Below are 13,148 nucleotides of genomic sequence, written 5' to 3' on the forward strand. Positions count from 1 at the left end.
TCACGGGACACGTGGAGGGCCCAGGTGCCCGGCCGGTCCGTGCGACGGCTTCCGGCGGAGAGTGATGAGGCTGCAATGAGCGAACCGACGAAGCCCCGGGTCGAGGTTCCGGAGGGCGAGGCTCCCACCGAGCTGACCGTTCGGGACCTGGTCGTCGGCGACGGGGTCGAGGCGAAGCCGGGCATGGTGCTCAGGGTCCATTACGTCGGGGTGGCCTTCGGATCCGGGAAGGAGTTCGACGCTTCCTGGGACCGTGGTGAGCCGTTCAAGTTCGCCCTGGGCAGTGGGAGGGTCATCAAGGGATGGGACCGGGGGGTGAGGGGAATGAGGGTCGGCGGTCGGCGCGAGATCGTCGTTCCGCCGAGGCTGGGCTACGGCAAGCAGTCCCCCTCGCCGTTGATCCCGGCGGGCTCGACCCTGGTCTTCGTGGTGGACCTGCTGGATGCGTACGCGGGCACGGCGGGGTGGAGCAGCACGTCGTGATGTCGACCGTCGTCTCCTCCTCCCCGGGAGGAGACGACCGATGACGGTCCGGGGCCCCGCGGGCCCGAGCGCTTCGCCGCGGGACGGCGACGAGCCGGCAAGGAGCAGTGCAGCGTTCCGGGGCGCGACGGCGGCAGGCACGGCAGCGGAGCGGCCGTGTGACCTAGATGAGTGAGTCCGATGTTCGTGCTGGTCGCGACCATGGCGAAGGGCGCCCGTTGGTCAGTGTGTGAAGACAAACCTGGACGCCCTTCTGGCGGCACTGTACGTGTTCATCGACGACCATGTGGCCCCTCGTCGCCGGATCGGGCGACCCCCGAAACTGACGGACGCCGAACTGCTGTGCCTGGCCGTCGCCCAGGTCCTGCTCGGCTTCCCCTCGGCCCGGCACTGGATCCGCTTCGCCCACGCCCGGCTGGGACACCTCTTCCGCTACCTGCCCCAGCAGTCCGCCTACAACAAGCGCCTCAACGCCGCCGGTCCGCTGATCAGCCACGTGATCGAGGCACTGGTCCGGCAGGTCCCGACCTGGCACGACGACCTGCGGCTGATCGACTCCACCCCCCTGCCCTGCGCGGCCTCCCGCGAGACCGTCAAACGCTCCGACCTCGCCGGGCACTGCGGCTACGGCTACTGCCGCTCCCACTCCCGCTTCTTCTGGGGATTCCGGCTCTACCTGGTCACCACCGCCGAGGGCATGCCCGTCACCTGGTGCCTGGCCAACCCCAAGATCGGCGAACGCGAGGTGATGGCCGCGCTGCTGGAACGCGACCACCACCTCGTCCGCCAGGGCCAGGTGATCCTCGCCGACAAGGGCTTTGCCGGGAAGGAGTTCGAGACCTTCGTCAACGAGCGGCTCGGAGCCCATCTCGTGCGGCCGGATCGTAAGGACGAACCGGTCCGGCACGGCAAGGTCGCCCAGGTCCGGCAATGGATCGAGGCCGTCATCGACACCCTCAAAGGCCAGCTCAGCCTGGAACAGCACGGCGGCAGAACCCCGGCCGGAGTCTTCGCCCGCACCGGCCAACGACTCCTCGCCCTCGCCGCCGGCATCTGGCACAACTGGACCATCGGTGCCCCAATCAAACGCTCACTGATCGCCTACGACCACTGAAGACATCGGACTCACTCATCTAGCGGTCGAGGGCCTGGACCGGTTGGCGCAGGACGGTCCTCAACTTCTCGGGGACGGTCCTGCGGGGATCGTTGAGGTAGATCTCGTGATGCACCCCCGACGGGCGCAGCCCGTGGGCGTCGAGGTAGGAGTGGTGGAGCTCGTGCAGCACGGGCGCCTCGTCGTCGTACGGGCCGACGTGCAGCACCTGGGCGCTGGGGCCTTCGTGGAGGGTGAGGCACCGGAGCCGGGAGACCGCGGGGACCTTCTTCTTGGCCAGCACGGTCTGCTTGGCCTCCTCGATCGCCTCCTCGGTGATCCAGGGAGGCATGCTGATGAGCATGGTCCAGCTCCAGGTGTCCTTGGCCCCGCTGGTGAAGGCTTCGGGCCGGTCCGCCCACCACAGCCCTTCGAGCGGGGCCACGACGAAATCGCCGCCCTCCGTGTGCTTGCCGGTGAACTTGAGGGTGTAGGCCACCGCGTAGAGGGCCTCGACCGCGTGGGCGTAGGCGGGCGCCGTGTTGGGGTTGCCCGTGCCGTCGACGGCGATGAACCGTTGCTCGGGAACGTCCACGACGGCCCACGCCGTGTTCTTGGGCGCGTAGAACTCCTTCCGTTCCCGCTTGACGTCGTACGGCGCCATGGATGCCTCACTTCCTGGGGGACACGCCTCCGGTGCCGCTCTTCCACGGCCACCGGGGCGGTTCGGCGGGGGGAAGACGGGGTGTCGATGACGGTGACGGGCGGTGGGGGAGACCGGTTCCGATCGGATGCGGAACGCGATCGAAACCACCAGTTCGGGCGCTATCCGGACGCCCCGTGGCGCAGTCCGTCGAGGAGCAGGTCGAGGAGGTGGCCGGACCGGTCCCGCTGGGCCGGAGAGCTGGTGATCAGGGCGACACCGGCGAGGCCGAGGCCCACGTCGAAGGGGTCGACGTCCGAGCGCAGGAGGCCGGCCTCGGCTCCTGCCCGGAGAAGCGAGTCGATCGCCGCGCCGAGCCGGTCGAGGGTCTCGGCGAAGGGGTCCGCGCCGGACGCGACGGCGGCCCTCAGGGCGTCCGCCATGCCCTGCTTGGCGGCCAGGTAGTCGATGAACCGGTCCATCCACAGGCGCAGGGCCCGATCAGGGGGGAGGTCGGCCAGCAGTTCGGCGGCGCTGTCGCAGACCCGGGCCAGCTCGTTGCGGTAGGCGGCCTCGACCAGCGCCCCGCGCGTGGGGAAGTGGCGGTAGAGCGTGGCCGAGCCGACGCCGGCGGCCTTGGCGATGGTGTCGATCGGAACGTCCGCGCCCCTCTCGGTGAAGGCGCGTACGGCTGCTTCGAGGATGCGCTCCCGGTTGCGGCGGGCATCGGCGCGCAAGACGCTCGGCTGGGTGGTCAAGGCTGCTCCCTTCGTCGGGGTCCAGTCTATCTAGACAAACGGGGAGCTCCCCGGTTAGCCTCCCGATTAAACGGGGAGTTCCCCGGTTATGGGCCGGCGCTCCGTTCGACAGGCAAGGAGACCCCTTGATGACCAGCAAGAAGACCGTTCTGATCACCGGCACCTCTTCCGGAATCGGACTGGCCACTGCCGTGGTCGCCGCCCGGGCCGGCTGGACCGTCGTCGCCACCATGCGCGACACCGGAAAGGCCGCGGCCCTGCTCGAAGCGGCAGCCGAGCACGCCGTCACCGACCGGATCCAGGTCAAGCGCCTGGACGTCGTCGACGGCGAGTCCATCGCCACCTGCCTGGACGAGGTGATCGCCGAGCACGGACGCCTCGATGCACTGGTCAACAACGCCGGTGCCGCACAGGTCGGCACCATCGAGCAAATGGGCCTCGACGACGTGCGCGCCACCATGGAGGTCAACTTCTTCGGAGTGGTCGCCACCACCCGCGCCGCGCTGCCGCACCTGCGGGCGTCCCGGGGGCGGGTGATCACCGTCACCAGCGTGGGCGGCGCGGTCGGTCAGCCCTTCAACGAGGCCTACTGTGCGGCGAAGTTCGCGGTCGAGGGCTTCATGCAGTCACTCGATCCCGTTGCCGACACCGTCGGCGTCGACGTCGTCGTGGTCGAGCCGGGCGCGGTGGCCAGCGAGTTCGTCGCCAACGTCGGCCTGGACGTCCCGGCCCTGCTCGCCGCGGCCGGACCGTACGCCCCGGCGCTCCAGGCGTACGTCGCCCGCACCCAGAAGTCCTTCGGCAACGCCCAGACCCCGTTCGAGGCCGCAGCCCCGATCGTCGAGGCGCTGACCGGGGACCGGCCCCCGTTCCGCGTACAGACCTCCGCATGGGCCCGGGAGTTCGTCGGCACCACGCTGACCGACCTCGACGGTTCCGAGGTCCGGGCGCTCACCCGCTCCTGGCTCCGCTGAACGGCCCCGCGGTGGCCGGGGAAGACCGGTTGCCTCCCCCCCTACCACCGCCCCGCCATCGGTGGCGATGCGCCCCCACGCCATCGCCGTTCGACCGGTGGGGCCCGGTCGAACGGCGCTCAAGGTCGCGGCGCGTCCTCCACCCCGCCGAGCCCCGGCGCACCCCAGACCGGGAACCACCGCTCCATGTCCGGCTCCATCGCGAGGTCATCGGTGAGCAGGCCCCTGACCTGGAGTTCGAGGACGTTGTCTCGGCTCTCGGCGCGATCGGTGCGCGGGGCGAAGGGGTAGAAGGTGCCGCGCTTGTAGAGGTACACGAGCGCGAGGTCGCGCGCCCGGTGCCCATCGGCTCCCGGGCCGTCCGTGCGGTCCCCCTCCACCTCCGGGCCCCGCGCCCCGGACGCCGGGGCGCGGAATGCGGTCAGGGAGCAGAGCAGATTGGGGCCGAAACCGGCTTCCTCAAGGAGCGTGTTGACCGCGTGCAGATCGTTGACCAGCGTGATCAGGTCCTCGGCAGGACGTCGTACGGTCAGCCAGGTGTAGCCGTACGCGTCCGAGGAGTACGTCACGGGGTGCGCTCCCGGCTCGCCGCTCCCGTCCTCGTCGTGACCCGCGTCCCCATCGGATCCGGCCAGCACCTCGACGTCGAGGAGATCCCGCACCTCTCCCTTCAGGCGCACGAAGGCCCCGCCCTCCACCGCGGCGAAGCACACCGACCCGGCGCCCGTCGGAACGAAGCCCGTGCCCGCCCGCAGGGTGAGCGCCGCGGCCGGCAGACCGAAGAGGCGATCCAGATCGGGCCGTACCTGCCGACTGCGCCCGAGGATGCTGTCGAGCAGTCCCACCGCCGTCACGCCCCACCGAGCTGCGCCGAGATCCGCGTGAGCTGTTCGAGGCGCTGCTCCAGGGGCGGGTGGGTGGAGAGCAGCCGGCTCAGGCTCTCCTTGGAGGAGAAGGCGGGCGTGAACCAGAAGGCGTTGTACGGCTCCGCCTTGCGCAGGTCCTTCGTCGGGATCCGGGCCATCTCCCCGCTGACCTTGGTGAGCGCCGAAGCGAGTGCCGACGGGCGGCCCGTGAGGAGCGCGGCGGCACGGTCGGCAGCCAGCTCGCGGTAGCGGGACAGCACTCGGGTCAACAGGAAACTGACGACGTAGACGGCCGCGCTGATCACGGGGACGAGGATCACGGCGAGGCCCAGGGTGCTGTCCCGGCTGCGACCGAGACCGCTGTAGAGCGCGACCCGCGTCATCATGCCCGCGAGGACGCCGAGGAAGGACGCGATGGTCATCACCGCGACGTCCCGGTGCGCCACGTGCGACATCTCGTGCGCCAACACCCCCTCCAGTTCCTCCGGCTCCAGGCGTCGCAGCAGGCCGGTCGTGACGCAGACCAGCGCGGTCTTCTCGCCGCGGCCGGTGGCGAACGCGTTCGGCACGTCGCTCTCGGCGATCGCCACCTTCGGCTTCGGCATGTCGGCCAGGGCACAGATCCGGTCCACGGTGCCGTGCAGCTCGGGCGCCTGCTCGCGGGTCACCTCGCGCGCCCCCATGCCCAGCGCGGCGATCCGGTCGCTGAACCAGAACTGCCCGACGAAGAGCACGCCGGTGAGGAGCAGGACGATCGGCCAGGCCCCGCGCAGCAGCACCAGTAGGACGCCGACGAAGACCACGTACAGCAGGCCGATCAGGAACATCGTCGTCGCCATGCGCGTCGCGAGCCCCCGGTCGGGGGCGTAGCGCGAGCGGGCCGAGGACCGAGCTCTGGGCATTCGGGCACCCTCTTCCGCGAGCGGGCGGGACCGGTCGAACCCCGGGCGGGACAGACCTTCCGCCCCCTCCTGCCAGTGTGCTCCCCCGCGCACCGGAACGGAGGTTCGGTTTCCCCGACCCTTCGGCGGCGTCCTCGCCCGGGACCGCACGACCGCCACGGCTCGCCCGTACGGAGCACCACGGGATCCCCGCGACCGCGCTGCCCTCCGGTCCGTTCCCCGTGGATCTTCACCCGGCGCGCGTCCCGGATGCGGTGGGGGAATGACGGCGATCCTGCGGCATCCCCGACCTGGATGCGCATGGGGTGGGTGGGCCGTGGACGCTGAGGGCTTCCTCGTGCAGTTCAGTGACGGCTCCGCTCCCGAGCACCTGCTGGCGCCTGTGGATCGTGTCGACGCCGCAGCTGCGTGGGCGGAGGAGAACCGCCCCGCATGGTTCGGGGCGGAGCCTCCGCCGCTCCACGCCTTCAGCTGCAACGGCGAGCTGCCGACCTCCATCCGCAACGGCCTCCCGGGCTCGCCGTTGCTGCTGTCCGACGCCCCGGCGGCCATCGCAGACGTTGCGACCCTGGTCGAACTGCACCGGCCAGTGGGAGGAGCCTGGACGGTGCACCTCGACGAGGGTTGGGTCCGGGCAGCCCGGCGGGAGCCTCCCGGCTGACCGGATGAAGACGGCGGCGGGGCGGGGTCCGGCGCGGTGCCTCCTCATCGTGGGCGCCTTCCGCCGGTCCGCACCGGTCGTGTTCCGACGCGCACCGAGCGACCGGGTCCCGGTCGGGTTCCAAGGGGAGCCGGCACCGGCCCCCTCGTCAACGAGCCGGCCGTCGGGTCAGGCGGCGGCTCCGGGACCGGCCAGCTGTTCCGCGATCTCCCGCTCCCCCTGCTCGGAGAGGGAGGTCTTGAGCAGTTCTCCGCCGAAGGGCCCCATCGCGGCGGCGAACCGGTCCTCCGTGACCTTGGTGGCCATGATCACGACCGCGGACGAGCCGGGCCGGAGCAGCTCCTGGACCTTCTCGCGGAACTTGCTGTTGACGCCCACTTGCTGGAGCTTGCCGATCAGACCTCCGACGGCCGCACCCACGACGCCGATCCCCGGGGTGAGGACGAGGATGCCGAGGACCATGCCCCACAGGGCACCGGCGGTCGCGGACAGGGCGATGCCCTCGGTCTTGGCCGGTGTGTCCACATGGGTCTTGCCGTCCTCGTCGACCGACACGACGGCGAGTCCGGACAGCTCGACCACGTGGTCCTTGCTGAGCCGCTGCACCTCGGCGAACGCCTTGTCGGCGGCGGAGCGGTCCTCGTAGCCGAGGACGATGAGTTCGGACATGCGGATCTCCTTGCGGAAGGACTGTCAGTACCGCTGCGCCTTGGCCAGTCGCGCCGTGAGGACGGGCTCCGGCGGCTGTCGGCTGATGACCAAGGGCTGTCTGCGCTGGCCGGGAGCGAGGCCCTCCTCACCGACGAACTGTGTTTCGACGACCTTGCCCGCCGCATCGACGAAGTCGACCTGGACGGCGTACGAGGCGGTGTTCTGCGTCTTGTTGGTGATGGTGACGATTGCGGTCGCGATTCCGCCGGCATCCGTTCGGGGCTTGCCGGTCAGGGCCACCTCGTCCAGGGCGTTCCCCCGGCCCTGCACGTCCTGCAGCGCCTCCTCGGCCGCACGGCGCGAGCGTTCGACCTCGGCACCGATCGACGCCTTGCGCGACGCTTCCCTGGCGGACGCGGAGGCCGCGGCCGACGAGGCGGACGCCCGGGCCGACTCGATGGCCGCGGAGGCGGAAGAGGCGAGTGCGGAGGGAGGTATTCCGCTGAAGGAGTCGGTGACGGGGACGGTCGGGCGCTCGCTGAAACTCGGTCCGCTCGTGTCGTCGCCGTCGGATCCGCAGGCGACGACGACCACCGTGCCGAAGCCGATGAGGACGAGGGAAGCCGCTGCGCGCACGGCCCGGGAGCGGACCGGGCGGCCGAGCCGCTCGGGTGAGGGATTCACGGTCGCGCCTTTTCGGTAGGGGGCGTCACGGACGGTCCCGTGGGGGCCGGTCGTCTCGGGACCGGCCCCTTCGGACGGCGGTCAGTACCGCAGCACTCCGGCGATGTGTCCTTGTGCGGCCAGTGCGTCGTCGGGTACGAAGAGGATCTCGGCCCCCTTCTCCAAGGCCTGCTCGACGATCTCGTCGACCATGTCGTCCCGCGCTCCGGGCTGGTCGGTCGCGGAGGGCTCCAGATGGCCTCCCTCCTCCCGCACCACCGTCCGGTAGTGCTCCTCGACGGCCAGCAAGCGTACGCGTCCCTCCTGCACGGCCTGCCACACCTCGTCGAGTCCGCCCGCGAACTCCCTCCGGCCCCGTGCCGCCTCCAGCTCGGCGGTGATCGTGGCCGTCGAGGCCGCCTCGCGCGCGGTGCGAACCGGCTCCACGGCCTCGGAGATCGCGCCGGCCGGCCCGTCGGCGAGTCCACCGTGCGGGATGGTCACCGTGCCCGGGCCCAGTGGGCCGAGCTCCTCCAGGAGCGCGAGTGCGGCGGTCGAGCCGATCACGTACAGCGGGCGGGGCGCGCGGGCGAGGACGGTCCGCAGCTTGTCGTGCGCCTCGCGCAAGAACCGGCGGGTGGCCTCGTCCTGGAAGGTGCTGGGCAGGTCTCCGATGCGTTGCTCGCGTTCCGCGTCCGGATCTTCAAGGCTCCGTGTGAGCGGGAACCCGTCCCCGGAGTGCTCGGTGGTCCGCTCAGGGGTGCCGTCCCACAGCGAGACCCGGTCGGCAGCCACCGCGAGCGCCCAGTACGGGTGCTCGGCCGCGTGCGCCGCCACGAGGTTGCGGGTGAGGAAGGTGTCGGCGAGCACGACCCGCTCGGGCACGGAGCGGGCGAGCGACCACACGTGGTGCTCGCCCCGGGCCGCGAAGATCACCAGGCCGTCTTGCGCATGGGCCAGATCGACCTCGCCGACGGCTCGTCCCAGCCGGTCGACGATCTCGGCGCGCTGTTCGCGCGACACGTCGGGGTCGTTCTCCAATGCCCTCTCCGCCCGGGCCACGAGGTTGCGCAGACGCACGGGGTCCTGCGCGTTCTCCGGCTCGCGGCGGTGGGTCGGCATCAGCAACGAGAGGGCGGGATAGGGCCGGGGACGGCGCAGTTCGGCGAGCTGGTCCGGGGTGAGCAGGGGATCCATCGGGTGCCTTCCTGGTGGTGAGGGCGGCCATGGCCGGTGGGGGACGGGGGCGGGACGCCCGTGGGGGCGGTGCGTGGTGCGGTGCGGTCGGGCCGCACGGGTGCGGCCCGGCGAGCCGTTCGGTTGCTTCGTTCTGCTCCTCGCTGCGGAGGGGAGGCCTTGAGACCGGTGTCGCCGTGCGGTCGCGCCGCTGCCGTCGACTTGTCGTCGGTGACCTCAGTCGCCGCGGCCGTGACCGTGGTGGATCCGGGCTTCAGCGCGCTGGGGTCCGCGGTGCGGTCGTCGGGGTCGACCGTGGGCCCGTCCGGCGTCGCCCCTCACGACCACCCGGCCGTCGAGGTGCACGGTGTGGCTGCCTCGGAGTTCCCGCACCGCCCTGGAGGGTTCCGTCCGTCAGCCGGGCACCGTCGTGTCCGATGGTGACGGACCCGCCCACTTCCGCCTCCTCGGTGCGGCGCCCTTCCTGACGATCGCGGTACGGGGTGATTGCCTATGAAAGGGGACACATAGACGAGCTTGACCCGATATTCGGGAAGGCGCGACTCGATCCGAGAAGCCCCGCCCGTGCCCGGCCCGTCCTCTCCGGGCCACGGGCCCGTGCCTGCACCGGTCCGTGCCCCGCGGCCCGGTCGGTCCGGGCGGCAGCACGTCACGGACCCGCTCACCCCGAGGACCGCACCCGCACGAACGTCGGGGAGGGCGTGGCTCCCGTCGAAGCGGCCCGCGCCACCGGGCGCCGATGCCATGGACCGCAGTCCGTACGACGTCGAGGACACCAGGGGCGGCACGGGACGGCAGCGACGAAGCGACGGTCAGCACGCCCTGCTCGGCAGGCGACCACCGTGCCTCCGTCCGAAGCATGGGAGCGGGCGCGTCCGGTGGGGCCGGACGCGCCCGTGGAGAACGCGCCTACCCGCTGCTAGGTCGTCGTCCGGCCGGTTGCCGAGCCGAAGCCCAGCCAGGTGTGCCGGTTGCCCCACCAGCACCAGCCGATCTTGGGGGCGTTGCGGCGTTCGCGGCCGTCCCGCCCCGTGCCGTTGCTGATCCAGATGGCGGGGGTGCGGGCGTCGAAGGTGCCGTTCGGTTTGCGCAGTCGGGCCCCGATGGTCATGAAGCAGTGGTTGCGCTCCAGCGCCGCGGGCTGCTGGAGCACCCAGTGGATTCCTTCGGTCAGGAGCAGGGGGGTGCGGCCCGCCTCGGTGAGCGCGGGCAGCGCCTCTTCGGGACTCCAGTTGGCCATGTGGTCGCCGCGGTCGATGCCGGTGACGAGGTAGAGCGGCCCGTCGGGCACCTTGGCGCTGTCGGTGGGCGCGAACTCGTCGACGTCGAGCATGTCGACGACGACGAAGCCGGGCTTGCCGTCACGGTCGGGCAGGGGCGCCAGGGCAGAGGCGGGGACACGATTCGGGTCGACGGCGAGCAGGGCGTCGCCCGTGTCCCCGTGGGCGCCCTCGGCGAAGGCACGCAACGCGGCGGCGGAGATCCCGGCGAGTTCGTGCACGCCCAGCTCGATCAGGCGTTCGGCCTGGGCGGTGAGCGGCGGGAGCGGTGCGAGGGCGGTGGTCCCGGGGCTGGTGTCGGACGTTGCTTCGGGCACGTGAGTCCTTCGGGTCGCTGTTCGCGGCAAGCCCCGGGGCAACGCGGGGCGTCGCCGGATCGTTCCCGTGATCGGTGTCGGACGCGCACGGTCGTCTGAAGCGGCGTGCGCCCCGAAGGCTTCGTACTCCGAGGGCGTCCGGGCCGGACGACGGTGCGTTCGGCCCGGACCTCGGGCGTCAATCGTTGTGGACCGTCAACTCCGCCCTGACCGTGCGGGCTGCGGCGACGAGGTTTTCCAGGGAGGTGCGGGTCTCCGGCCAGCCGCGGGTCTTGAGCCCGCAGTCCGGGTTGACCCACAGGCGCTCGGCCGGGATGGCGGCCAGGCCCTTGCGCAGGAGCACGGCGATCTCGTCGACGCCCGGGACGCGCGGGGAGTGGATGTCCCAGACCCCCGGACCGGCCTCGCGCGGGTAGCCGTGCTCGGCCAGTTCGTCGGCCACCTGCATGTGGGAACGGGCCGCCTCCAGGCTGATGACGTCGGCGTCGAGCTCGTCGATGGCCCGGACGATGTCGCCGAACTCCGCGTAGCACATGTGCGTGTGGATCTGGGTGTCCGGTCGTACGCCGCTGGTGGTCAGTCGGAAGGACTCGGTCGCCCAGGCCAGGTAGGCGGGGTGGTCGGCGGCCCGGAGCGGCAGGGTCTCGCGGAGCGCCGGCTCGTCGACCTGGACGACCGAGGTCCCGGCCGCCTCCAGGTCGTTCACCTCGTCGCGCAGGGCCAGCGCCACTTGCCGGGCGGTGTCGCCCAGCGGCTGGTCGTCCCGCACGAAGGACCACGCGAGCATCGTGACCGGACCGGTCAGCATGCCCTTGACCGGCCTGGAGGTCTGAGACTGGGCGTATGTGGTCCAGCGCACCGTCATCGGTTCGGGACGGGAGACGTCACCGGCGAGGACGGGAGGGCGGACGTACCGGGTGCCGTAGGACTGGACCCAGCCGTGCTGGGTGGCGATGTAGCCGGTCAGCTGCTCGGCGAAGTACTGCACCATGTCGTTGCGTTCGGGCTCGCCGTGCACCAGGACGTCGACGCCGGTCTTCTCCTGGAAGGAGATGACCTCGCGGATCTCGTCCTCGATGCGGCCTTCGTATCCGGCGGTGTCGATCCGGCCGGCCCGGAGGTCGGCACGGCTCGCACGGAGCCCGCCGGTCTGCGGGAACGAGCCGATGGTCGTGGTCGGCAGCAACGGCAGCTCCAGATGGGCGCGTTGGGCCGCGGAGCGCTCGGCGTACGGCTGGGAGCGCCGACCGTCCGCGTCGGTGATGGCCTTGGTACGGGCACGGACCGCGGGGTCGCGGGTGAGGACGGAGCCGGCTCGTGAGGCGAGGTCGGCGCGGTTGGCGGCCAGTTCGGCGGCGATCGCACCGGTGCCTTGGGCGAGGCCGCGGGCGAGGGTGGCGACTTCGGTGCTCTTCTGACGGGCGAAGGCCAGCCAGCGTCGGATCTGGGGTGCGATGTCGCGCTCCGCGGTTGCGTCCAGGGGGACGTGCACCAGGGAGCAGGACGCGGCGACGTCGACCCGGTCGGCCAACCCGAGGAGGGTGCCCAGGGTGGCCAGGGACTTCTGGTGGTCGTTGATCCAGACGTTGCGGCCGTTCACGACGCCTGCGACCAGGCGTTTGCCGGGCAGCCCGCCGATCGCGGCAAGGTCCTCCAGGTTCACGGCGGCGGATTCGGTGAAGTCCAGGGCGAGGCCCTCCACCGGGGCGGCGGCGAGCAGCTTGAGGGCATCGCCCAGCCGGTCGAAGTACGAGGCGACGAGCAGCTTGGGCCGGTCGGTGGCACCGCCCAGTTCACGGTAGGCGCGGGCGGCGGCATTCAGCTCGGCCGGTGTGCGGTCCTGTACCAGGGCGGGTTCGTCCAGCTGGACCCATTCGGCGCCGGCCGCGCGCAGATCGGCGAGGACTTCGGCGTAGACCGGCAGCAGCCGGTCGAGAAGGGTCAGGGGCTCGAAGTCGGTCACGACGCCCGGGGCCGGCTTGGCGAGCAGCAGATAGGTGAGGGGGCCGACCAGGACCGGCCGGGGAGTGTGGCCGAGGGCGAGGGCTTCCCTCAGCTCGGCGACCTGCTTGGTCGAGTCGGCGGCGAAGACGGTGTCCGGGCCGAGTTCGGGCACCAAGTAGTGGTAGTTGGTGTCGAACCACTTGGTCATCTCCAGCGGGGCCACGTCCTGGGTGCCGCGGGCCATCGCGAAGTACCCGTCGAGCGCATCCGCCTCGACGGCGGCGCGGTGGCGTGCGGGCACGGCACCGACCATGATGCTGGTGTCCAGAACGTGGTCGTAGGAGGAGAAGTCTCCCGTCGGCACCTCGTGGATGCCGGCGTCGACCAACTCCTGCCAGCGGGAACGGCGGAGGCCGGCCGCCGTCTCCCGGAGGGCATCGGCGGTGACACCGCCCTTCCAATAGCCCTCGACGGCCTTCTTCAGCTCGCGGTTCTGACCCTGGCGGGGGTAGCCGTACACGGTGGCTCGTGCTGCCGTGGCTACGGACTGGGCTGTCACGGAACTCTCCTTCGCGAGATGTGTCCACAACATCCCGGAGACGGGAGGCGGACGCGAAGGAGCCACAGGAGGTGCGGAGCACCGGACCGGAAACGCCGGATGTGCCGCTCGCTGTGTACGCCGACCCGCCCACGAGGTCACCGGGATGTCCGCGCAC

The 13,148-nt window shown here is 71.4% G+C and carries 13 protein-coding genes; 4 read left to right on the forward strand and 9 right to left on the reverse strand.

What is annotated here, in order from left to right:
* The first annotated feature begins 75 nt into the window (after window positions 1-75).
* Both ACFW22_RS13735 and ACFW22_RS13740 read left to right on the forward strand, forming a co-directional pair.
* On the forward strand, window positions 76-483 hold the full coding sequence (locus tag ACFW22_RS13735; RefSeq protein WP_386402731.1) for an FKBP-type peptidyl-prolyl cis-trans isomerase: 408 nt from the start codon (window positions 76-78) through the stop codon (window positions 481-483).
* Between the two features lie 229 nt (window positions 484-712).
* Window positions 713-1,597, forward strand: a complete 885-nt coding sequence (locus ACFW22_RS13740; protein WP_386402734.1) for an IS982 family transposase — start codon at window positions 713-715, stop codon at window positions 1,595-1,597.
* A 19-nt stretch (window positions 1,598-1,616) separates the two neighbouring features.
* On the opposite strand, the gene ACFW22_RS13745 is transcribed toward ACFW22_RS13740, so the two are convergent.
* Together ACFW22_RS13745 and ACFW22_RS13750 are read right to left on the reverse strand one after the other, a co-directional pair.
* On the reverse strand, window positions 1,617-2,240 hold the full coding sequence (locus ACFW22_RS13745; protein WP_386402737.1) for a GyrI-like domain-containing protein: 624 nt from the start codon (window positions 2,238-2,240) through the stop codon (window positions 1,617-1,619).
* A 161-nt stretch (window positions 2,241-2,401) separates the two neighbouring features.
* Window positions 2,402-2,977 (reverse strand): TetR/AcrR family transcriptional regulator, encoded by a 576-nt coding sequence (locus ACFW22_RS13750; protein WP_386402740.1) that lies wholly within the window; start codon window positions 2,975-2,977, stop codon window positions 2,402-2,404.
* A gap of 128 nt (window positions 2,978-3,105) precedes the next feature.
* On the opposite strand from ACFW22_RS13750, the gene ACFW22_RS13755 reads away from it, so the two are divergent.
* A complete protein-coding gene (locus ACFW22_RS13755) occupies window positions 3,106-3,951 on the forward strand; it encodes an SDR family oxidoreductase (RefSeq protein ID WP_386402743.1) in 846 nt (281 codons plus the stop codon).
* Window positions 3,952-4,070: 119 nt separating this feature from the next.
* Here the strand turns inward: ACFW22_RS13755 and ACFW22_RS13760 are convergent, their stop codons facing one another.
* Window positions 4,071-4,796 carry a hypothetical protein gene (locus ACFW22_RS13760; RefSeq protein WP_386402834.1) on the reverse strand — a complete coding sequence of 242 codons (726 nt, stop codon included), beginning with the start codon at window positions 4,794-4,796 and terminating at the stop codon, window positions 4,071-4,073.
* 5 nt (window positions 4,797-4,801) lie between these two features.
* Window positions 4,802-5,719, reverse strand: coding sequence for a zinc metalloprotease HtpX (gene htpX, locus ACFW22_RS13765; RefSeq protein ID WP_386402746.1), 918 nt, complete (start codon window positions 5,717-5,719; stop codon window positions 4,802-4,804).
* A 316-nt stretch (window positions 5,720-6,035) separates the two neighbouring features.
* On the opposite strand from htpX, the gene ACFW22_RS13770 reads away from it, so the two are divergent.
* Entirely contained in the window at window positions 6,036-6,380 is a 345-nt protein-coding gene (locus ACFW22_RS13770) for a hypothetical protein (protein WP_386402749.1), read from the forward strand.
* Window positions 6,381-6,548: 168 nt separating this feature from the next.
* On the opposite strand, the gene ACFW22_RS13775 is transcribed toward ACFW22_RS13770, so the two are convergent.
* The 5 genes from ACFW22_RS13775 to metE all read right to left on the reverse strand — a co-directional run bounded on the left by ACFW22_RS13775 (window position 6,549) and on the right by metE (window position 12,991).
* On the reverse strand, window positions 6,549-7,049 hold the full coding sequence (locus ACFW22_RS13775; RefSeq protein WP_386402752.1) for a DUF1269 domain-containing protein: 501 nt from the start codon (window positions 7,047-7,049) through the stop codon (window positions 6,549-6,551).
* A gap of 24 nt (window positions 7,050-7,073) precedes the next feature.
* Window positions 7,074-7,715 carry a hypothetical protein gene (locus tag ACFW22_RS13780; RefSeq protein WP_386402755.1) on the reverse strand — a complete coding sequence of 214 codons (642 nt, stop codon included), beginning with the start codon at window positions 7,713-7,715 and terminating at the stop codon, window positions 7,074-7,076.
* Window positions 7,716-7,796: 81 nt separating this feature from the next.
* On the reverse strand, window positions 7,797-8,891 hold the full coding sequence (locus ACFW22_RS13785; RefSeq protein WP_386402758.1) for a chemotaxis protein: 1,095 nt from the start codon (window positions 8,889-8,891) through the stop codon (window positions 7,797-7,799).
* 919 nt (window positions 8,892-9,810) lie between these two features.
* Window positions 9,811-10,488, reverse strand: coding sequence for a DUF5701 family protein (locus ACFW22_RS13790; protein ID WP_386402761.1), 678 nt, complete (start codon window positions 10,486-10,488; stop codon window positions 9,811-9,813).
* Window positions 10,489-10,666: 178 nt separating this feature from the next.
* Complete coding sequence (gene metE, locus ACFW22_RS13795) at window positions 10,667-12,991, reverse strand: 5-methyltetrahydropteroyltriglutamate--homocysteine S-methyltransferase (RefSeq protein ID WP_386402765.1); 2,325 nt, start codon at window positions 12,989-12,991, stop codon at window positions 10,667-10,669.
* Window positions 12,992-13,148: the final 157 nt, after the last annotated feature.

Source organism: Streptomyces sp. NPDC058872, from assembly GCF_042743065.1.
GTDB lineage: Bacteria > Actinomycetota > Actinomycetes > Streptomycetales > Streptomycetaceae > Streptomyces.

Excerpts from the sequence above, each read along its gene's own strand:
- ACFW22_RS13755 (WP_386402743.1), top strand. The coding sequence starts at position 3,106 with ATGACCAGCAAGAAGACCGTTCTGATCACCGGCACCTCTTCCGGAATC.
- ACFW22_RS13735 (WP_386402731.1), top strand. The coding sequence starts at position 76 with ATGAGCGAACCGACGAAGCCCCGGGTCGAGGTTCCGGAGGGCGAGGCT.
- htpX (WP_386402746.1), bottom strand. The coding sequence starts at position 5,719 with ATGCCCAGAGCTCGGTCCTCGGCCCGCTCGCGCTACGCCCCCGACCGG.
- ACFW22_RS13775 (WP_386402752.1), bottom strand. The coding sequence starts at position 7,049 with ATGTCCGAACTCATCGTCCTCGGCTACGAGGACCGCTCCGCCGCCGAC.
- ACFW22_RS13785 (WP_386402758.1), bottom strand. The coding sequence starts at position 8,891 with ATGGATCCCCTGCTCACCCCGGACCAGCTCGCCGAACTGCGCCGTCCC.
- ACFW22_RS13745 (WP_386402737.1), bottom strand. The coding sequence starts at position 2,240 with ATGGCGCCGTACGACGTCAAGCGGGAACGGAAGGAGTTCTACGCGCCC.